This window comes from Streptomyces actinomycinicus, from assembly GCF_016741775.1.
GTDB classification, from domain to species: domain Bacteria; phylum Actinomycetota; class Actinomycetes; order Streptomycetales; family Streptomycetaceae; genus Streptomyces; species Streptomyces actinomycinicus.
The window spans coordinates 345,931-366,097 of the sequence record NZ_JAERRK010000004.1 but is presented as its reverse complement, the minus strand read 5'-3'; the positions used below and the strand labels follow the sequence as shown (position 1 = coordinate 366,097).

10 protein-coding genes and 1 pseudogene are annotated in these 20,167 nt (G+C 75.6%); 6 read left to right on the top strand and 5 right to left on the bottom strand.

Annotation, left to right across the window (positions count from 1 at the left end):
* Positions 1-5: 5 nt before the first annotated feature.
* On the bottom strand, positions 6-2,357 hold the full coding sequence (locus JK359_RS10985) for a histidine kinase (protein WP_201834416.1): 2,352 nt from the start codon (positions 2,355-2,357) through the stop codon (positions 6-8).
* 180 nt (positions 2,358-2,537) lie between these two features.
* Here JK359_RS10985 and JK359_RS10980 point away from each other — a divergent pair, with 180 nt between their 5' ends.
* Together JK359_RS10980 and JK359_RS10975 are read left to right on the top strand one after the other, a co-directional pair.
* Positions 2,538-3,776: a CPBP family glutamic-type intramembrane protease gene (locus JK359_RS10980; RefSeq protein WP_201834414.1), complete on the top strand. Its 1,239-nt coding sequence runs from the start codon at positions 2,538-2,540 to the stop codon at positions 3,774-3,776.
* 331 nt (positions 3,777-4,107) lie between these two features.
* Entirely contained in the window at positions 4,108-5,004 is an 897-nt protein-coding gene (locus JK359_RS10975) for an NAD(P)-dependent oxidoreductase (RefSeq protein ID WP_201834412.1), read from the top strand.
* A gap of 32 nt (positions 5,005-5,036) precedes the next feature.
* Here the strand turns inward: JK359_RS10975 and JK359_RS10970 are convergent, their stop codons facing one another.
* Both JK359_RS10970 and JK359_RS10965 read right to left on the bottom strand, forming a co-directional pair.
* Positions 5,037-5,378 carry a hypothetical protein gene (locus JK359_RS10970; RefSeq protein WP_236677616.1) on the bottom strand — a complete coding sequence of 114 codons (342 nt, stop codon included), beginning with the start codon at positions 5,376-5,378 and terminating at the stop codon, positions 5,037-5,039.
* A gap of 187 nt (positions 5,379-5,565) precedes the next feature.
* Positions 5,566-6,543 carry a quinone oxidoreductase family protein gene (locus tag JK359_RS10965; RefSeq protein WP_201834738.1) on the bottom strand — a complete coding sequence of 326 codons (978 nt, stop codon included), beginning with the start codon at positions 6,541-6,543 and terminating at the stop codon, positions 5,566-5,568.
* A gap of 158 nt (positions 6,544-6,701) precedes the next feature.
* Here JK359_RS10965 and JK359_RS10960 point away from each other — a divergent pair, with 158 nt between their 5' ends.
* On the top strand, positions 6,702-7,049 hold the full coding sequence (locus JK359_RS10960) for an ArsR/SmtB family transcription factor (protein ID WP_201834408.1): 348 nt from the start codon (positions 6,702-6,704) through the stop codon (positions 7,047-7,049).
* Positions 7,050-7,133: 84 nt separating this feature from the next.
* Here JK359_RS10960 and JK359_RS38935 read toward each other — a convergent pair.
* A pseudogene (locus JK359_RS38935) lies at positions 7,134-7,232 on the bottom strand (maleylpyruvate isomerase N-terminal domain-containing protein); the annotation flags it as partial.
* Positions 7,233-7,269: 37 nt separating this feature from the next.
* Positions 7,270-8,214: a DMT family transporter gene (locus JK359_RS10955; RefSeq protein WP_201834406.1), complete on the bottom strand. Its 945-nt coding sequence runs from the start codon at positions 8,212-8,214 to the stop codon at positions 7,270-7,272.
* Positions 8,215-8,359: 145 nt separating this feature from the next.
* Between JK359_RS10955 and JK359_RS10950 the strand changes: the two genes are divergently transcribed.
* The 3 genes from JK359_RS10950 to JK359_RS10940 all read left to right on the top strand — a co-directional run bounded on the left by JK359_RS10950 (position 8,360) and on the right by JK359_RS10940 (position 20,151).
* Positions 8,360-9,298, top strand: coding sequence for a LysR family transcriptional regulator (locus JK359_RS10950; protein WP_201834404.1), 939 nt, complete (start codon positions 8,360-8,362; stop codon positions 9,296-9,298).
* A gap of 582 nt (positions 9,299-9,880) precedes the next feature.
* Positions 9,881-15,397: a type I polyketide synthase gene (locus JK359_RS40105; RefSeq protein WP_201834402.1), complete on the top strand. Its 5,517-nt coding sequence runs from the start codon at positions 9,881-9,883 to the stop codon at positions 15,395-15,397.
* Positions 15,397-20,151, top strand: coding sequence for a type I polyketide synthase (locus JK359_RS10940; protein ID WP_201834400.1), 4,755 nt, complete (start codon positions 15,397-15,399; stop codon positions 20,149-20,151). The genes JK359_RS40105 and JK359_RS10940 overlap by 1 nt, the downstream gene beginning before the upstream one ends.
* Positions 20,152-20,167 lie beyond the last annotated feature (16 nt).

Here is a 20,167-nt window from a genome sequence, read left to right as displayed (position 1 = left end):
GACGATCACGCGTACGGCGACGGGGACACCTCCTGGACGGGAGCCGGAACGGCTCCGGCCGGCAACGACACCCGTAGGGTACCGGCCGGCTCGCACAGGATCCGGCCCTCACCCGCGGCAACCTGCACCCGCAGGCGCTCGGCGACCGGACCCGCGACGGCCAGCCGCACCCCCGTCACCGTGATCCGCAGGGTGCCGCGGCGCCGCCGCAGGGTCACCCGCGCCGGCCCGAGGTCGCCCGCACCGAGCGCGGCCTCGACGATCCGGTACACCGAGACCTGCACGGACGGCGGCAGATCCCGGGCCGCCTCGGCCAGCCCCCGCAGCCGTACGTCCCGGCCGGCGGAACACAGCGTCCGGCACAGCGTTTCGAGGTCGGCGGCGGTCGGCGAGGGACTGAGCCGGCCGGCGGGGCCCTCGTCCTCGCCGTGACCGAGGCCGTGCAGCATCTCGCGCATCGCGCCCAGCGCCCCCCTGGCCGCGCCGGCCACCTCGTCCAGGTCACCTCGCCGGGCCGCGCCGACGAGCGCCCGGGTCCGCTCCAGCACCGCATCGCGCAACGAGGCGGCCAGCCGCTGCCGCTCGGCCTCGGCCGCCCGGCCCGCCTGCCACATCGAGCTGGCCCACGCGAACTCGTCGTAGGCCAGGGCCCGCAGCCGGCGGCGCCGCACGAGCAGACCGGCACCCCAGACGGCGGCGAACAGCGGGGCCAGCAGGGCGCAGAGGAAGAAGGGCAGCAGGACGAAGTCGGCCGGGCCCGCCGGCTCGCCCCCCACCGAGCCGTCGGCGCACGCCACCGCCGTCACGGCACAGGCCGCCCCGAGCGCGCTCACGGCCGGCGCGGGCCATGTGCGCCCGGGCCCCTGCCCGTACGCGGCGACCGCATACACCGCCAGGACCTCCACCAGCGTCCCGCACAGGAGGAACTCCGCCACCTGGGACGGCAGCCGCAGCGCGACGACGGCCGACGGCCCCAGCCAGGCCGTCGCCATGACCGCGAGGAACACGGACCACGGGGCACGCCTGCGCCACACCAGCGGCAGCGCGTGCACCGCCAGCAGCGCGGTCACGGCGAGCAGCGCAGGCAGCGCGGCGTGCCGGGCACCGGGCGACCAGTCCTCGGCGACGGCCAGCGCGCACGACAGCGGCAGGACCCACGCGGCCGACGCCAGCGCGGGATCGGCGAACCGCTGCTCCCGCAGGACGTCACGCCGCCAGGCGTCCTCCAGCTGCCGCTGCGGCTCGGCCCCGTCCGGCAGCGTCGCACGGACCCGCCAGCCGCCCTCCGGCGTGGGCCCGGCGGTCAGCTCGCCACCGGCCGCCGCGGCCCGTTCCCGCATCCCCGTCACCCCGCGTCCCGCGCCGAGACCACCGGCACCCTGCGGCGCGCTGCGCGGCGGCGCGTTCTCCACGGTCAGTTCGAGCAGCCCGTTCACCCGCCGCACCAGCACCTCGGCGGCGGCGCCGGGCGCGTACCGCAACGCGTTCGTCAGGGCCTCACGGACGATCCCCTGGATCGCCTCGGCCGACGGACCGGCCAGGTCGTCCGGGAGCCGCGCGGTCACCGGCCGGCCCAACCGGCCGAAGCCCGCCACCAGTTCCTCGATCCGGCCGCTCATCGGCCGGTGGTCGGGCCGGTCGGCGTCCCGCAGCAGTCCGACGAGCCGTTGCAACGCCGTCAGGGTCTCGGTACCCGTGCGCTCCGCGAACGACAGGGCCTCGGCGGCCAGGGCGGGCCTGGAGTCGCCGAGCCGGCGCGCGGCGTCCACGGTCACCACGACCGACGTGAGGTGATGGGCACTCACGTCGTGCAGCTCCCGGGCCAGCCGGCGGCGCTCCTGGTCGCCCGCCAGCCGCCGGGCGTGCTCCGCGCCGGCCAGCCGCCGGGTCGCCGAGAGCCGGCCCGCCAGCCACTGCCGCCGCGCCTCACCGAGCCCCGCGCACAGCAGGTACGTGCCGAGGCTGATCAGCATGAGGGACAGCAGCGAGGCGCGCAGGCCCTCCTGCACGGCGGCCAGCAGCCACTCGACGCCCACGGTGGCGGCGAGCGCCCGCACCGTCACCGGCAGCGGGCAGCGGACCGCGACGGAGTACAGCGCGATCAGCGGTCCCAGGCCGACATAGCCGTCCTGCCAGGCGAGTCCGCCGAGGACCACGGCGGCCAGGGTCGCGGCCAGCACCCGCACGGGGGCCGTCCGGCGCCGCCCCAGCGCGACCGTCTCGACGGCCAGCGCGCACAGTACGCCGGCGAGGGCAGCCCCGCCGGGTGTGCCGTCCGGGCCCAACCCGGGCCACAGCAGGATGCCCTGCGCGGCCACCAGCAGCAGGGGCAGCAGCCAGTTGCGTATCGTCTCCATGTCGCCGACGAGCCTAGAGCCGGCCCGGACGGCAGGCACCGGCCCCGGGGGCGAGATCCGTCCCCCACCGGAGACAGAGGGCGGCCCGGCCGGCGAGGCAGACGCCCCAACCAGAGGTAGAGACACCGCTCATGCCGGGGGCGGATGGCGTGCGGGGGCGTCGTTGGGCAGGCTGACGGCATGACACAGCCACCGCTCGACGAGCAGCTCCCGTACCACCGTCTGGCCCGCCTCGCACCGCAGTACCGGTGGTGGCGCCCGCTGCTCGGCACCCTGGTCGTGGCGGTGGGGTACGTGGTGACCCTGGTCCTCTTCATGATCGTCTGCGCGGCCCTGGGCGCCGCGCTGGGGTACTCGCAGGACGCCGACGGCTGGCCGGAGTTCGGCCCCGCCCCGGACACCGCCCTGGACCTGCTCAGCCTCGCGCTGGGGATACCGGTCGTGCTGCTGGTCGTGCGGTGGACCGGCGGGCGTCCGGCCGGCTCGGTCTCCTCCGTGACCGGGCGGCTTCGATGGCGCTGGCTGACGCTGTGCGTGCTGACCGCACTGCCGATCGTGGCCCTGGCGATGGGCGGCATGTTCCTGCTGCCCGGGGACGGCGAGCCGCAGAGCCAGTGGGTGGGCTGGCCGGCCTTCGGGCGGGCCGTCGCCATGCTGCTGGTGCTGGTGCCGTTCCAGGCCGCCGCCGAGGAGTACGTCTTCCGTGGCTGGCTGACCCAGACCGCCGGGGCGTTCCTGCGCTCGCCGTGGGCCGCGCTCCTGCCCCAGGCCGTTCTGTTCGCCGCCGCCCACGGCTGGGGTACGCCCTGGGGCTTCGCCGATCTGGTGGTGTTCGGGGCGTGCGCGGGCTGGCTCACCTGGCGGACGGGCGGACTCGAGGCGTCCATCGCACTGCACACGGTCAACAACCTCTTCGCCTTCGGCGTCTCGGCCGCCGTCGTCGACGGGCTGGCGAGCGACGAGACCGCGGCCGACGCGCCCTGGCAGGTGGTCGTGCTCGACGTGCTGAGCATCCTGCTGTACACGGCGGCCGTGACGTGGTGGCTGCGCCGCCGCCGGCTGGAGCGGACGGCCCCGGCACCGAAGCCGACGGCCACCGCCTGGCCGTATCCGTACGCCTACGGCCACCCCGTGCCGCCGCCGTGGCCGGGACACCCGGCAGCCGGCGCACCCGTACCGCCCGTGTGGGCCGGCCGGCCGGGGCCGGGTGCGGGCGTCGGGCCGGTGTGGGCCGGTCACTTGGGGCAGGGAGCCGGGGGCGAGGTGCCGGGGCACGGTGCGGTCGTCGCCGTTTTCCCGGCGGGACAGCCCGGCCCGGCCACCTCCGTTCCGCCGGTCCGGCCCGAGCGGCCCGAGTCCGGTTCGGACCTTCCGGCGACGTCGCCGGGCGAGGCGGACGACGGCGCGGGCCGTACGTGAGCCGTCGACGTCCACGACGTCGGTGCGAGCGGGTTCCGAGGATGTCCGGGGCGCTCGTGCGACGGCACGGCGGAGGAGCGCCACGACGTTTCGCACGCCCGACGGGTGGAAGATCTTTCCCGGTGGACGGTCCGCATTCCCTCGGGGGACGCGGGCCGGGCGGCCCGCCGGCGAACCCGAGATCCGAACACCACCAGCCGGTGCCGGCCGGCCGGGCCCGACGCCGCTCCGACCGGACCGCCGGCCGGTGCCGTTCCACCAGCGGTGTGCCCCGCGTCCCGCGGGGCACGCCCGGCCCCCGAGCCCCCGCACCCGTCAGGAAGTTGACGTCATGACCGACAGACTCACCGTGAGCGTCCTGGGCACCGGCATCATGGGCGCCGCGATGGCCCGCAACCTCCTGCGGGCCGGACACTCCGTACGCGCCTGGAACCGCACCCGCGCCAAGGCCGAACCGCTCGCCGCCGACGGCGCGCACGTCGCGGGCACGCCCGCCGAGGCCGTCGAGGGCGCGGACGTCGTGCTCACCATGCTCTACGACGGTCCGGCCGCCCTGGACGTGATGCGCGAGGCCGCCCCCGCGCTGCGCGTCGGCGCCGTCTGGGTGCAGTCCACGACGGCCGGCCTCGAAGGCCTCGAAGACCTGGCCGCGTTCGCCCGCGAGCACGGCCTGGTGTTCTTCGACGCGCCGGTGCTGGGCACCCGCCAGCCCGCCGAGGCCGGCCGGCTCGTCGTGCTGGCCGCGGGGCCGGGCGAGCACCGTGACACCGTGCGTCCGGTGTTCGAGGCGGTCGGTGACCGGACCGTGTGGACCGGCGAGGACGGCGCGGCCGGCACCGCGACCCGCCTGAAGCTCGTCGCCAACAGCTGGGTCATCGCGGCCACCGCGGCGACCGGAGAGGTCCTGGCCCTGGCCCGGGCGCTCGGCGTCGACCCGCAGAACTTCTTCGACGTGATCGACGGCGGCGCGCTGGACATGGCGTACCTGCGCGCCAAGTCGGGACTGATCCTCGAGGACCGGCTGTCCCCGGCGCAGTTCGCGGTGGACACGGCCGCCAAGGACGCCCGGCTCATCGTCCGGGCGGCCGAGCGGTACGGGGTGCGCCTGGACGTGGCCGCCGCCAGTGCGGAGCGCCTGGAACGTGCCGCCGCGCAGGGCCACGCCGACGAGGACATGGCAGCCGCCTACTTCGCCAGTTTCGGCCCCGCCGGCCCGCCCTCCGCCTGAGCACGAGGGCAGTTCCGGGGCGGTACGAGGCGCTACACGGGGATGAAACCGGGCCACCAGGGCGGGACGTTGCCCGGGCACACCGGGGCGGGGTAGGAGTCCGCCATGCCGAGCCATGTCACCAGGAACCACGTGAACCACACGGTGAAGGCGAGCCCCGCGGTGAGCGCCGCCCTGGGGTGACGTCGTCCCAGAGTGCCGTGCAGGACGACCCACGGCACGGCTGCGGCGACCCATATGACAGGGGCGAGGAAGAGCAGGGTCGCGCTGTCGGCCCCCGCGCCGGCGCCGATGTCGCACGCCGCCCAGACCCTCCCGATGGTGGCGGTGGAGGCCACCGACGCCAGGCCCCCGGCGAGGACCCCGGACAGCATTCCTCTGGACCAGGGTCTCGGAGGGCTCGGCGGCCCCGCTTCCACCATCGGTCGTCTCCCGTCGTCGCAGAGGCGGAGACTACCAACGCCCTGCGCCCGGTTCCCGACGCCCGCGCTCGGAGGACGCTCCGGCCGCCGGCGGGTGCCCTCGGCCTCCGGAGGGACCCGCTGTCGTGCCGTACGGCCGTCAGCCGGCGGTCCGCAGGAGCAGCTTGCCCGTGGAGGTGCGCCCGCCCAGCAGGCGGTGTGCCGCGGCCGCCTCCGTCAGCGGGAACTCCGCGGTCACCGGGAGACGTACGGTGCCGTCGGCGGCGGTGCGGAAGGCGCGCTCGGCGAGCGAGCGCAGCGCCTCGGGTGCCGTCCCGGCGAGGGTCAGGATCGAGAAGCCCGCGACGGAGCGGCCCTGCGGGTACAGCTCGGGCTGTCCGACGTGCCACGGTTCGGCCGCGCTCGCGTTGCCGAAGGACACCAGGCGTCCGAAGACGGCCAGTGCGTCGAGGCCGCGGCGGAGGGTCTCGCCGCCGATCGGGTCCAGCACCAGGTCGACGCCCCGGCCGCCGGTGGCGCGGCGGGCGTCGTCGGCGAAGGAGTCCGTGGTGAACACCTCGTCGTAACCGTGCCGGCGGACGTAGTCGGCCTTGTCCGGTGAGGAGACCACGCCGTACACGGCACCGGCGCCCGCAGCCCGGGCCAGCTGCCCGGTGACCGTGCCGACTCCGCCGGCCGCGCCGTGCACCAGGACGGTCTCGCCCGCGCGCAGCCGGCCCACCTCGTGGAGCAGGGCGTGGGCCGTGGGCAGGACGGTGGGCAGCGCGGCGGCCGTGCGCAGGTCCAGGCCTTCGGGAACGGGGAAGACGGTGGCCGCACCGGCGAGCACCACCTCCGCGTAGGCGCCGCTGTCGACGAGCGCGACCACCTCCTGCCCCGGTCGCAGCTCCTCGCCCCCCGTGCCGACGGCCCGGATCCGTCCGGAGACCTCCAGGCCCGGCCGGAAGGGCAGCGCCGTCACCCGGTACCCCTCGGCGCGCGCCTTGAGATCCGCGAAGTTCACGCCCGTGTAGGCCACGTCGATGGTCACCTGCCCAGGACCGGGCTCGGGGACCTCGGCCGTCACGACCTTCAGCACCTCGGGACCGCCGTACTCGTGGAACTCGACCGCACGCATCAGCAGCACGCGCCCTTCCGCAGTGTGTCCGGGACTGAGCCGGAGTGTTCAATGAAAAGCGAACACCATGAACTGTATGATGCCCATCGAACACTTGGCAAGCGACCGGAGCGCTGCGGGGCGATCCCGCCGGGCCCGGGCAGGACGAGGAGAGGGTCATGCCGAAGCAGGCCGAGCACGGCGGTCACCGCGCGGCGCCGGTCCACACGGACCCCGCGCAGGTGTCCGTCCTGACCGCGCTGTCCGCCGTCGCCGACCCGGTGCGCCTCCAGCTGATCCGTGAGCTGGCCGGCTCCGCCGACTGGACGCGCAGCTGCGGCAGTTTCGACGTACCGGTCGGCAAGGCGGCGCTCAGCCACCACTTCGCGGTCCTGCGCGGTGCGGGCCTGGTCGAGCAGCGTGACGAGGGTGCCCGGCGGGTGAACCGCCTGCGCCGCGAGGAGTTCGACGCCCGCTTCCCGGGGCTGCTCGACCTCCTGCTGCGGGCCGACGGCGACACCGGCTGAGCACGGACTGCCGGTGCGGTCGCGGCGCGGGCGCCGAGCCGGCCCCTCCACCGCACCGCGCGGCGCGCACAACCGCCGGACGGCTCAACCGGGGACGAGTGGGAGCCTTGCGGCGAGTCGGCCCAGTCCGGCCCGCTCGGCGTCGGTCGGGGCGCGTCGTCCCGTGCCGACCCGCAGGACGTCCTGGTCCGGCCACGAGCCCAGGAAGTCGGAGGGCGGGTTATGGATGTACGGACGTCAGGTCCGCGTCCCGGTGGGCGTGCGCGCCGGTGCCCGCGGGCGGGCGGCGCCTGCGGTGGTTGATCAGGACCACGCCGGCCACGACGACGGCACCGCCGAGCAGTTCGACCGCGTGCGGCACCTCGCCGAGCCAGACGAACGCCACCAGCAGCGCCACGGGCGGCACCAGGTACAGGGCGGCGGTGGACGCGGCCAGCGGCAGTCGCGCGACGGCGTAGCCCCAGATCACGAAGCCCAGGGCGGAAGGCAGCAGACCCAGGAAGGCGACCGCGAGCAGTGCGCCCGCCGGGGCGTCGCCCACGGTGCGGAAGGTCGCCGGGGCGAGCGGCAGCGCGAACACGGTCCCGGCTGCCATGGCGTAGGTGGCGACCTCCAGGCCGGTGTACCGCCGGAGCAGCGGCTTCGACGCGGTGTGGTAGACGCCCTGCACGACAGCCGCGGCCAGGACGACCAGGGAGGCGGCCGTGAAGCCGGACACTCCGCCGGCCAGGGTGACGACGGCGGTTCCCGCGAGGGCGATGACGCTGCCCGCCACGACGTTCCGTGTGAGGGGCTCGGTCAGGAAGGCACTGCCGAGGAGGATGCTGAACACGGGGGCGACGGCGATCAGGAGGCTCGCGGTGCCGGCCTCGACATGGATCTCACCCCAGTTCAGCAGGACCTGGTAGGCCGTCATGCCGGTGAGGCCGCACAGGGCGATCTGCGGCAGGTCCCTTCGGCGCGGCATCCGCACCCGGGCGAACGGCGCCACGGCGACCAGGGCGACGGCGGCGATGGCCAGCCGCAGGAGCGAGAGGGCCGCCAGACCGAGCCCGTCGACGGCCACCCGGATCGCCGGGAACGCGGACGCCCACAGCACGACCGTGCCGGCCAGAGCCAGGAAACGGGGGGACAGGAAGTAGGGGGAAACGAACCTTGTCTGCACCCCTCCACGATGCCCAGAGCAAAAGCGAAAGGTCCAGTTAGCTTTTATTGGCGCTTACAACAATGGATCTTAATAATCGTGGGTCCTGACAGTACTAAGGAAAAGGCCACCTTGATTGTGACCGGAGGAAACCTAAGCTGGAGTAATGCTTGATGTGCGCAGGCTCCGGATCCTGCAGTACCTGGCCACCTACGGCACCGTGGCCGCTGCCGCCGAGGCGCTGCATCTGACCGCCCCCGCCGTCTCCCAGCAGCTCGCCGTGCTGGAGCGGGAGGCCGGGCTGCCCGTCGTGGAGAGGCACGGGCGCACGCTGCGCCTGACCGCGGCCGGGGAATTGCTGGTGGTGCACGCGGAAGTGGTCCTCGGCGACCTTGCCGCGGCGGAGTCCGACCTCGCCGCCCTGCGCGGGGGCCGGCGCGGACAGGTGCGGGTGGCCGCGTTCGCCTCGGCGGCTCGCACGCTGCTGCCGGCCGTGTACCGGGCGCTCGGCCCGGCACGCGAGGACCCGGCGCCCCCGCTCACGATCCACCTCGCCGTGCTGGAGCCCGAGGAGGCGCTGGAAGCACTGCGCAAGCGGGAGGCCGACGCGGCCGTCGTGCACGGCTACACGGTGCTGCCACGGAACTTCCCCTCCGGCAGCGAACAGGAGGTCCTCATGGAGGACCCCGTCGTGGCCGTCCTGCACCCCGGTCGTGCGGAGCGGCTGGGACTGGCTCCCGGGAAGCCGGCCGACCTCGCCGATCTCGCCCGTGACCCGTGGCTGACGCCCGGGCCGGAGACCTCCTGCTACGAGATGATCCAGCGCACCTGCGGAGCGGCGGGCTTCGTCCCCGACATCCGGGTGCGCAGCAGCGACTTCGCCGTCCTGACGGCACTCGTGGCCGCAGGCGCCGGCGTCGCGCTGGCTCCCCGGCTCGCCGTCCCCGAAGGCTCGGACGGCGTCAGTCTGCATCCGCTGGTCGTGCCGGTCAGCAGGACGGTCTTCACCGTGAGCCGCTCCGGCACCGCCCGCAGGCCCGACATCCACCACCTCACTTCGCTGCTGAGGGACGCGGCGGAGGGCTGGACCGCCGGCCCGCCCTGACCCCGCGCGGCGCCGTGTCCGGTTGCCATCAACGCGGGGACCCCGGGCAGGGCCGTCGGTCCTGCCCCTGTCGTCGGCGCCGCGACGGCGGGCGACTACTGCTTCGGGGCGCTCGCCGGCGCGCAGCACCGGGTCCGCGGCCAGGCGCGCGGCCTCCTGCCGGAGGCCGTCCGCCTCGTACGGGCCGAACAGGCCATCCGGGCCATGGTGATGGCCGCGGTCGGCGAAACCCGTGACCTCGCCGTGGCCGAGCGGGCCGTCCGCCGGGTCGCCCCACACCACGGGATCGGGACGGGGCGTCTTGACCGCGGGAGCCGCGTCCGCTTCCCGGCCGGCCGCGCCTCCTCGCGGCGGCGGCCCACGCTGAGCGCGCGGCGTCACGCCTTGCTCCACCGTGCCACACGCGGCCCCCGCACCAGGACCCCTTAACCCCTGCCGGGGGCCCCTGGGGGCTGTAGGGGTGTCCTGCGTCATCGCGCCCTGCCTAGCCTCCGACAGCGGAGGGGAAGCGGACCGGAAACCGTCCGGTGGCTGTCCGCACGACCGAGGCCCTCACGTCGATCTCGATCGGATGGCGCGCTGGTGACCAACGAAGAGCAACTGCTCGACTATCTCAGGCGGACGACCGCGGACCTGCGGGAGGCGCGGCGACGGCTGCGCGAGAACGAGCAACGCGCCCACGGCCCGGTCGCCGTCGTCGGCATCGGGTGCCGCTACCCGGGCGGCGTCACCACCCCCGAGGAACTGTGGGAGCTGGTCGCCTCGGGCACCGACGCCGTGTCGGAGTTCCCCGCCGACCGCGGCTGGGACGTGGACGCCCTCTACGACCCCGACCCGGCGCGGCCCGGCAGGACCTACGCCCGCACCGGTGGATTCCTGCACGACGCCGCCGACTTCGACCCCGACTTCTTCGGCATCGGCCGCCGCGAGGCCCTCGCCATGGACCCGCAGCAGCGGCTGCTCCTGGAGACCTCCCACGAGGCCTTCGAGCGGGCCGGCATCGTCCCGGCCTCCCTGCGCGGCAGCCGGACCGGCGTGTTCGCCGGCGTGATGTACAACGACTACGCCACCCGCCTCACCTCCGTACCCGACGGCCTCGACGGCTACCTCGCCAACGGAAGCGCCGCCAGCATCGCCTCCGGACGCGTCGCCTACACCTTCGGTCTCGAAGGCCCGGCCGTCACCGTCGACACCGCCTGCTCCTCCTCGCTGGTCGCCCTGCACTGGGCGGTGCGGGCCCTGCAGTCGGGCGAGTGCTCGCTCGCCCTGGCCGGCGGTGTCACCGTGATGTCCACACCGGAGACGTTCGTCGACTTCAGCCGGCAGCGCGGGCTCGCACCGGACGGGCGCTGCAAGGCGTTCGCGGCGGCGGCCGACGGCACCGGCTGGGGCGAGGGCGCCGGCATGCTGCTCCTCGAACGGCTCGCCGACGCCCGGCGAGCCGGCCGTCCGGTGCTCGCCGTCATCCGGGGCAGCGCGGTCAACTCCGACGGTGCCAGCAGCCGTCTCACCGCGCCCAACGGCCCCTCCCAGCAGCGGGTCGTCCGGCAGGCGCTGGCCGGCGCCGGGCTCACCGCCGCCGACGTCGACGTGGTCGAGGCGCACGGCACCGGCACCGCGCTCGGCGACCCCATCGAGGCCCAGGCGCTCCTCGGGACGTACGGGAGGGAACGCCCCGCCGACCGGCCGTTGCTGCTGGGCTCCGTCAAGTCCAACCTCGGGCACACCCAGGCCGCCGCGGGCGTCGCCGGCGTCATCAAGATGGTGCTGGCCATGCAGCACGGCGAGGTCCCGCCCACCCTGCACGTCGACGCCCCCACCGAACAGGTCGACTGGAGCGCGGGAGCCGTCGAACTGGCCCTGGAGCGGCGCCCGTGGCCCGACGCGGCACGGCCCCGCCGCGCCGCCGTCTCCTCTTTCGGCATCAGCGGCACCAACGCCCACGTCGTCCTGGAACAGGCGCCCGCGGCGGAGGACGGGGACGACGAGGGGAACGGGGAGAACGAGAACAACGGGGCGAGCAGGGCGAGCAGGGAGGACGAGAAGAGCGGGGAGAGCAGGGAGAGCAGGGAGAGCAGGGAGAACGGGAAGAGCGGGGGGAACGAGGACGACGCGTCGGTGACGGACAGGGGTTACGTGCCCTGGACGGTGTCCGGTCGTAGCCCGCGGGCCCTCGCCGGGCAGATCGCGCGTCTGCGCGCCCACCTCGACGCGCACCCCGGCGCCCGCCCGGCCGACATCGGCCTGTCACTGGCCACCACCCGCGCCCTCTTCGAGCACCGCGCCGTGGCCGTCGGCCGGACCACCGGCGAACTGCTCGACCGGCTCACCGCCGCGACCCCGCTCACCCGGGCCGGGGGCAAGACGGCCTTCCTGTTCACCGGGCAGGGAGCACAACGGCTCGGCATGGGCCGGGCCCTGCACCGCGCCTTCCCGGTCTACGCCGAGGCGTTCGACGCGGTGTGCGCGCTCGCCGACCGGAGCCTGGAGCGTCCGCTCGCCGAGGTGATCGACAGGGACGCCGAGCTGCTGACCCGCACCGACTACGCGCAGACCGCGCTCTTCGCCACCGAAGTGGCCCTGTACCGCCTGCTGGAGTCCTGGGGGACGACCCCCGACTACCTCGCCGGGCACTCCGTCGGTGAACTGGCCGCCGCCCATGTCGCCGGCGTGCTGTCGCTGCCGGACGCGGTCCGCCTCGTCGTGGCGCGTGGCACCCTGATGGCCGCCCTGCCCCCTGGCGGCGCCATGGCCGCACTCCGGGCCACCGAGGAGGAGGTCGCCCCCCACCTGGACGAGCGGGTCGGCCTCGCCGCCGTCAACGGGCCCCGGTCGGTGGTCGTCTCGGGCGCCGCCGACGCGGTCGACGCCCTCGCCGCCCGCTTCGGCAAGAGCAAGCGGCTGAAGGTCTCGCACGCCTTCCACTCGCCGCTGATGGAGCCGATGCTGGCCGACTTCGCCGAGGCCGCCGCCGCGTGCTCCTTCGAGTCCGCACGCATCCCGGTCGTCTCCACACTCACCGGCGCCCTCGCCGATCCCGGGCAACTGGCCACGGCGAGCTACTGGGTCGAGCACGTGCGACGGCCCGTCCGCTTCGCCCCAGCCCTGAACGTCCTGCACGGCCTGGGCGTCCGGGCGTACCTCGAAGTCGGCCCGGACGCGGCCCTCACCGCGCTGGCCGGGGACTCCCTGCCCGGGGACAGCGTGACCGTCGCCGGGCTGCGCCGCGAGGGCGACGAGGAACGCGACCTGGTCACGGCCGTGGCCCGGCTGCACGCGGCCGGCGCCGCCGTGGACTGGGCCGCGTTCTTCGCCCCGCACGGCGCCCGGACGACCGCCCTGCCCACCTACGCCTTCCAGCGTGAACGCCTCTGGCTGGAGGCCGGCGCGGGCGGCAGCGGCGACGCCGACGGCCTCGGCCAGAGCGCCACCGGTCACCCGCTGCTGACCGCCGCGACCGACCTCCCCGACACCGGGGGAGCGGTCCTCACCGGACGGCTCTCCCTGACCTCCCACCCGTGGCTCGCCGACCACGCCGTGCACGGAACCGTCCTGCTGCCCGGCACCGGCTTCGTCGAGATGGCCCTGCAGGCGGCGGAGCGTGCCGGCTGCGACACCATCGAGGAACTCACGCTGCACGCCCCGCTGATCCTGCCCGAGCAAGGCGCCCTGGCCGTCCAGGCCGCCGTCGGCGGCGAGCGGGACGGGCGACGGGAGCTGACCGTCTGGTCCCGCCGCGCCGACACCCCCGACGCCCCGTGGACCCGCAACGCCGCCGGTGTCGTGACCCGTACGAACGCCGGGGACCCCGCCGGCCTGACCGACTGGCCGCCCGCCGACGCCGAACCCGTCGACCTGGACGGCCTCTACCCCGGCCTGGCCCGCACCGGCTACGGCTACGGCGGAGCCTTCCAGGGGCTGCGCGCCATGTGGCGCCGCGGGGACGAGCTGTTCGCCGAGGCGGCCCTGCCCGAGAGCGCCCGTGCGACCGCCGCCGCCTTCGGTGTGCACCCGGCGCTCCTCGACGCCGCCTTGCACGTCAACCTGCTGGACCTGCCCGGCGGTCAGGCCGTGCTGCCGTTCGCCTGGGGAGGTGTCACCCTGCACACGGCCGGCACCGACACCCTCCGCCTGCACCTGGCCCCGTCCGGCCCCGAGACCGTCACCCTCACCCTCGCCGACGCCGCAGGCGCCCCCGTCGCGACCGTGCGCAGCCTCGTGGCCCGCCCGGTCTCCGCCGACCAGCTCGCCGGGGACGGTGACGACCCGCTCCACCGGATCGACCTCGTCCCGGCGCCCGGCCCGGCGGCCTCCGACCTGCCCGCGCTCGCCGTGTGCGGCGACGACGACGCCGGGCTCGGCGCCCCCCGGTACACGGATCCGGCCGCCCTCACCGCCACGGGCCCGGTACCCGACCTGGTCGTCCTGGCCGTACCGGCCGCGCCGGATCCCGCGCCGGACCTTCCCGCCCTGGTACGGGAGCGGGTGAACGCCACCCTGGACACGCTGCGCGCCTGGCCGGCCGACGAGCACTGCGCCGGCCGCCGGCTCGCCGTGCTCCTGCGCAGCGGCGACCTCACCCACACCGCCCTCCACGGGCTCGTCCGTGCCGCCCAGGCCGAGCACCCCGGCCGGTTCCTGCTGATCGACAGCGACGGCAGCGCCACCCCGGCCGCCGCCCTCGCGACCGCCCTCGCCACCGGCGAACCGGAAGTCGCGGTCCGGGACGGCGAGGTACGGGTGCCGCGGCTCGCCCGCGCCAAGCCCGGCGGCCCGCCCGCCTGGGACCCGGACGGCACCGTCCTGATCACCGGCGGCACCGGCGGTCTGGGCGCCCTGATCGCCCGGCACCTGGTCGCCGAGCACGGCGTACGCCGCCTGCTGCTGGCCGGCCGGCGCGGCGCGGACGCCCCCGGCGCCACCGGCCTGCGCGACGAACTGGCCGCGTCGGGCGCCGAGGCGATCCTCGCCCGCTGCGACGCCGCCGACCGCGCCGGCCTGGCCGCGCTGCTCGCCGGGCACGACGTGCGGGCCGTGGTGCACGCCGCCGGCGTCGTCGACAACGGCGTGCTGGCCTCCCTCGACGCGGACAAGGTCGACCGCGTCCTGCGGCCCAAGGTGGACGCCGCCTGGAACCTGCACGAACTGACCCGCGACAAGGACCTGTCGGCGTTCGTCCTGCTGTCCTCCACCGCGGGTCTGCTGGTCGGCGGCGGCCAGGCCAACTACGCCGCCGCCAACACGTTCCTGGACGGCCTCGCCGCCCACCGCCGCGCGCTCGGCCTGCCCGCCGTCTCCCTCGCCTACGGCCTGTGGTCCGGCTCCGGCGGCATGAGCGCCGGCATCGACGCCGCCGACCTGGAACGACTGCGCCGGCTCGGCCTGCCGCCGCTGACCCCCGCCCAGGGGCTGCGCACGTTCGACGCCGGACTCGGCGCCGAGGACGCCGTACTGGTGCCCGTGCGACTGGACGCCGCCGCGGTGCGCGCCCGGCCGGACGGCGTACCCGCGCTGCTGCGCGGCCTGGTGCGGCCCGCCCGCCGGCGCAGCGCCGACCAGGCCCCGGGCACCTCCGCCGGATCCTGGCGCGAGCGGCTGGCGCCGCTGCCGGACACCGAACGGGACCGCGCCCTGCTCGAACTGGTCCGCACGCACGTCGCCGGTGTGCTCGGCCACCCCTCGCCCGAATCGGTGGACCCGGGACGCGCCTTCCAGGAGATGGGCTTCGACTCGCTCGCCGCCGTCGAACTGCGCAACCTCCTCGCCGGCGCCACCGGTCTCACGCTGCCCGCGACGCTGGTCTTCGACCAGCCGAGCCCCCTCACCCTCGCCACCCACCTCAAGACCGCGCTCGTGCCCGGCCCTGCCGACCTCACCCGGTCCGCGCTGGCCGAGCTGGACCGCCTGGACACCGCGCTGCACGGCCTGCCCGACCAGGACGGCAGCCACGCCCGCGTCACCGCGCGTCTCGAAGCGCTGCTGCGCACCTGGCAGGACACCCACGGACGCCACGGCGCGGCCGTGCCGCCGGAGGACTTCGGCGAGGCCAGCGACGACGAACTCTTCGCCAGGATCGACAACGAACTGGGAGCCCAGTGATGGAAGACTCGGCCACGGCCGGCAAGCTCCGCGACTACCTCAAGCGGGCCACGACCGAGCTGGAGCGCAGCCGCCGCCGCGTACGGGAGCTGGAGGAGCAGGACCGCGAGCCCGTCGCCGTCATCGGCATGGGCTGCCGCTACCCCGGCGGCGTACGCACCCCGGAAGACCTGTGGCGGATCGTCGACGAGGGCATCGACGTCGTCACCGAGTTCCCCACCGACCGCGGCTGGGACGTCGAGGCCATCTACGACCCCGAGCCCGGCGCCCCCGGCAAGTCCTACGTCCGCCACGGCGGCTTCCTGCACGACGCGGCCGAGTGCGACCCGGCCTTCTTCGGCATCAGCCCCAAGGACGCGCCGGGCACCGACCCGCAGCAGCGGCTCCTGCTGGAGGTCACCTGGGAGGCCTTCGAACGGGCCGGCATCGACCCCACCACCATGAAGGGCACCCCGACCGGCGTCTTCGTCGGTCTGATGCACCACGACTACACCGGCGGCACCATCTCCGGCAGCATCGTCTCCGGCCGGATCGCCTACACCCTGGGCCTGGAGGGCCCGGCGGTCACCATGGACACCGCCTGCTCCTCCTCCCTGGTGGCGCTGCACTCGGCGATCCAGTCGCTGCGCAAGGGCGAGTGCTCCCTGGCGCTGGCGGGCGGCGCCGCCGTCATGGCCAGCCCCGAGATGTTCATCGAGTTCAGCGAGCGGCGCGCGCTGTCCCCCGACGGCCGCTGTCACTCCTTCTCCGACGACGCCGCGGGCGCCGCCTGGGCCGAGGGCGCGGGCATGCTGCTGGTGGAGCGCCTGTCCGACGCCCTGCGCAACGGCCACGAGGTGCTCGCCGTCGTCCGCGGCTCCGCCGTCAACCAGGACGGCGCCTCCAACGGCCTCACCGCGCCCAGCGGTCCCGCCCAGATCCGCGTGATCCAGCAGGCCCTCGCCGACGCGCAGCTCGCCCCGCACCACATCGACGCGGTCGAGGCGCACGGCACCGGCACCACGCTCGGCGACCCCATCGAGGCCCAGGCCGTCATCGCCGCCTACGGGCAGGACCGGCCCGAGAACCGGCCGGTCTGGCTCGGCTCCATCAAGTCCAACATGGGCCACCCGCAGGCCGCCGCCGGCGTCGGCGCCGTCATCAAGATGGTCATGGCCATGCGCCACGGCATCCTGCCCCGCACCCTCCACGTCCAGCGGCCCTCCACCGCCGTCGACTGGAACGCGGGCGACATCCGCCTGCTCACCGAACCGCAGACCTGGGACACCCCCGGGGGACGCCCCCGGCGGGCCGGCGTGTCCTCCTTCGGGATCTCCGGCACCAACGCGCACACCATCCTGGAGCAGGCACCGCCCGCCGAGACCGGGGGCCCCGCCCCGCAGCGCGCCGCGCTGCCCGTCGTCCCGTGGGTCCTCTCCGGCAAGGGCGCCGACGCCGTCCAGCGGCAGGCGGAACGGCTGCTCGCCGTCGCCGCCGGCCTCGACCCGTACGACGTCGGCCACTCGCTGGCCACCACGCGTGCCGTCTTCCCGCACCGGGCCGCGGTCACCGGCCGTGACCGGGACGAACTGCTGGCCGGTCTGCGGGCCGTCGCCGACGGCAGCCGGGCCGCCGTGGCGGCCCCCGAACCCGGCCGGCTCGCCATGCTGTTCTCCGGCCAGGGCTCCCAGCGCCCCGGCATGGGCCGCACCCTGCACGCCGCCTTCCCGGTCTTCGCCGCCGCCCTGGACGAGATCTGCGCCGCCTTCGACGCCCACCTGGACCGGCCGCTGCGCGAGGTGATGTTCGAGGAGCCCGCCGACCCGGCCGCGTCCCCGCTGCACCGGACCGTCTACACACAGGCGGCCCTGTTCGCCTTCGAAACCGCCCTGTACCGCCTGCTGGAGCACTGGGGCATCCGCCCGGACCTGCTCGCCGGGCACTCCATCGGCGAGATCGTCGCCGCGCACGTCGCCGGCGTCCTGGACCTGAAGGACGCGGTCGCTCTGGTCGCCGCCCGCGGCCGGCTGATGCAGGAGCTGCCGGCCGACGGCGCGATGGTGTCGCTGCTGGCCTCCGAGGCCGAGGTCACGCCGCTGCTCACCGACGGCGTCGACATCGCGGCCGTCAACGGCCCGCGCTCGGTGGTCGTCTCCGGCGACGAGGAGGCCGTGCTCGCCGTCGCCGCGCAGGTGGAGAAGTCCACCCGGCTGAAGGTCTCGCACGCCTTCCACTCCCACCGCATGGACCCCATGCTCGACGCGTTCCGCGAGGTCCTGGCGGGCCTCACCTTCCACGAGCCCGCCCTGCCGGTCGTCTCCAACGTCACCGGCCGCCCGGACGGCGAACTCACCTCCCCCGACTACTGGGTGCGGCACGTCCGCCGGGCCGTCCGCTTCCACGACGGCGTCACCGCGCTGGCCGCCGAGGGCGCCACCCGCTTCCTCGAGGTCGGCCCCGACTCGGTGCTCACCAACATGGCGCAGGACGTCGTACCCGACGTCATCGGCGCCCAGCGCCGCGACCGGGCCGAGGACGCCGCCCTCGTCGACGCCCTCTGCCGGCTGCACCTGACCGGCTCCGGACCCGACTGGGCGGCCGTGTTCGCCGGAGGGCGCAAGGTCGACCTGCCCACCTACCCGTTCCGCCGCGACCGGCACTGGGAGGACGCCCCCATCCTGCAGGCCGAGCGCTCCGCGGCGGCCCGTGCGGGCGGTGACGCGGCCGATCCGTTCTGGGAACTGGTCCGCGACCAGGACGTGCCCGCCGTCGCCGCCACCCTCGGGGTCGCCGACGAGACGTCCGTCGCCGCCGTCGTACCGGCCCTGGCCGCCTGGCACGAGCAGCGGCAGGCCAACGCCGCCGTGGACGGCTGGCGTCACCGCGTCGCCTGGGAGCCGCTGGCCCCCGCCGCCACCCCGGCACTCGGCGGCCACTGGCTGGCCGTGGTCCCCGCCGGCGACGACCCCTGGACGGCCGCCGTCCTGACCGGGCTCGGCGACCGCGGCCTCACCGTCGACACCCTCACCGTGGCGGACACCGCCGACCGCGCGGAGCTGGCCGGGCTGCTCGCCGGCCGGGGCGGCGTCGACGGTGTGCTGTCCCTGCTGGCGCCCGTCACCGAACCGACCGCCACCGCCGCCCTCGTGCAGGCCCTCGGGGACGCCGGGATCACCGCCCCCCTGTGGTGCGCCACGCGCGACGCCGTCGCCCACGGGCCCGCCGCCGCCGTCACCGGTTTCGCCCAGGCCCGGGTGTGGGGCCTCGGCCGGGTCGCCGCCCTGGAACACCCCGACCGGTGGGGCGGACTGGTCGACCTGCCCGCCGAGATCGGCCCGCAGACCGTCGCCCGGCTGGCCGCGCTGCTCGGCGACGCCGGCGGCGAGGACCAGGTCGTCGTCCGCGAGTCGGGCGCCTACGGCCGGCGCCTGGAGCACGCCCCGGCCCGGCCCGGCACCCCCTGGAAGCCGTCCGGCACCGTACTGGTCACCGGCGCCACCGGCGCGGTCGGCGCGGCCGTCGCCCGGTGGCTCGCCGCCGAAGGTGCCGATCACCTGCTGCTGGCCTCCCGCCGCGGCACCGACGCGCCCGGCGCCGCCGGCCTCGTCCGCGAACTCACCGGCCACGGCACCGCGGTGACCCTCGCCGCCTGCGACGTCTCCGACCGCCGGGCGCTGGCCGCGCTGCTGGACTCCGTACCGGACGAGCACCCCCTCACGGCCGTGCTGCACCTGGCCGGCGTCCTCGACGACGGCGTCCTGGACGCCCTCACCCCCGACCGGTTCGCCGGCGTCCTCGCGGCCAAGGCCGAATCCGCCCGCCACCTGCACGAACTGACCGCGAACCGCGACCTGTCGGCGTTCGTGCTGTTCTCCTCCCTGACCGCCACCGTCGGCGGTGCCGGACAGGCCAACTACGCCGCCGCCAACGCCTACCTCGACGCCCTCGCCGAGCACCGGCGCGCGGCCGGACTGCCCGCCACCTCGGTGGCCTGGGGACCGTGGGGCGGCGACGGCATGGCCGCGCACGGCACCGTCCGCTCGGCCGCCCGCGCGATGGGCATGTCCCTCCTCGACCCCGGCCGCGCCCTCACCGCACTGCACCGCGCCCTGGACGGCGGCGACACCACCGTCACCGTCGCCGACGTCGACTGGTCGGTGTTCGTGCCCGCGTTCACGTCGAGCCGGCCCAGCGCCCTGCTGTCCTCGCTGCCCGAGGCACGGCGCGGCACGGGCGGCGGCGCCGAGCAGGGCACGGCCGACGGGTTCGCCGAGAAGCTCGCCGGTCTCACCGGCGGCGAACGCGACCGTGCCCTCCAGGAGTTGGTGTGCGGCCAGGCCGCGGCGGTCCTCGGCTACGGCGGTGCCGACGCGGTCGAGCCCACCACCGCCTTCCGAGACCTAGGCTTCGACTCGCTCACCTCCGTCGACCTGCGCAACCGGATCAGCGGCGCCGCCGGGGTACCGCTGCCGGCCACGCTCATCTTCGACTACGCCACCCCCGCCGCCCTCGCCAAGCACCTGGGCACCGAACTCGCGGGCGCCGACACCTCCGTGGACTCGGTCGTCGCCGAACTCGAACGGGTCGCGGCCCGGCTCGGCGACCTCACCGCCGAGGATCTCGAGCAGGGCCGGATCACCACCCGCCTGCAGACGCTGCTCGGCGACCTGAACAAGACCCTCGGCCAGGACGCCGGCACCGTCGCCGGACGGCTGGAGGACGCCTCCGCCGACGACGTCTTCGCCTTCATCGACAACGAACTCGGCTCGGCGTGACCCCACCCTCCCACGA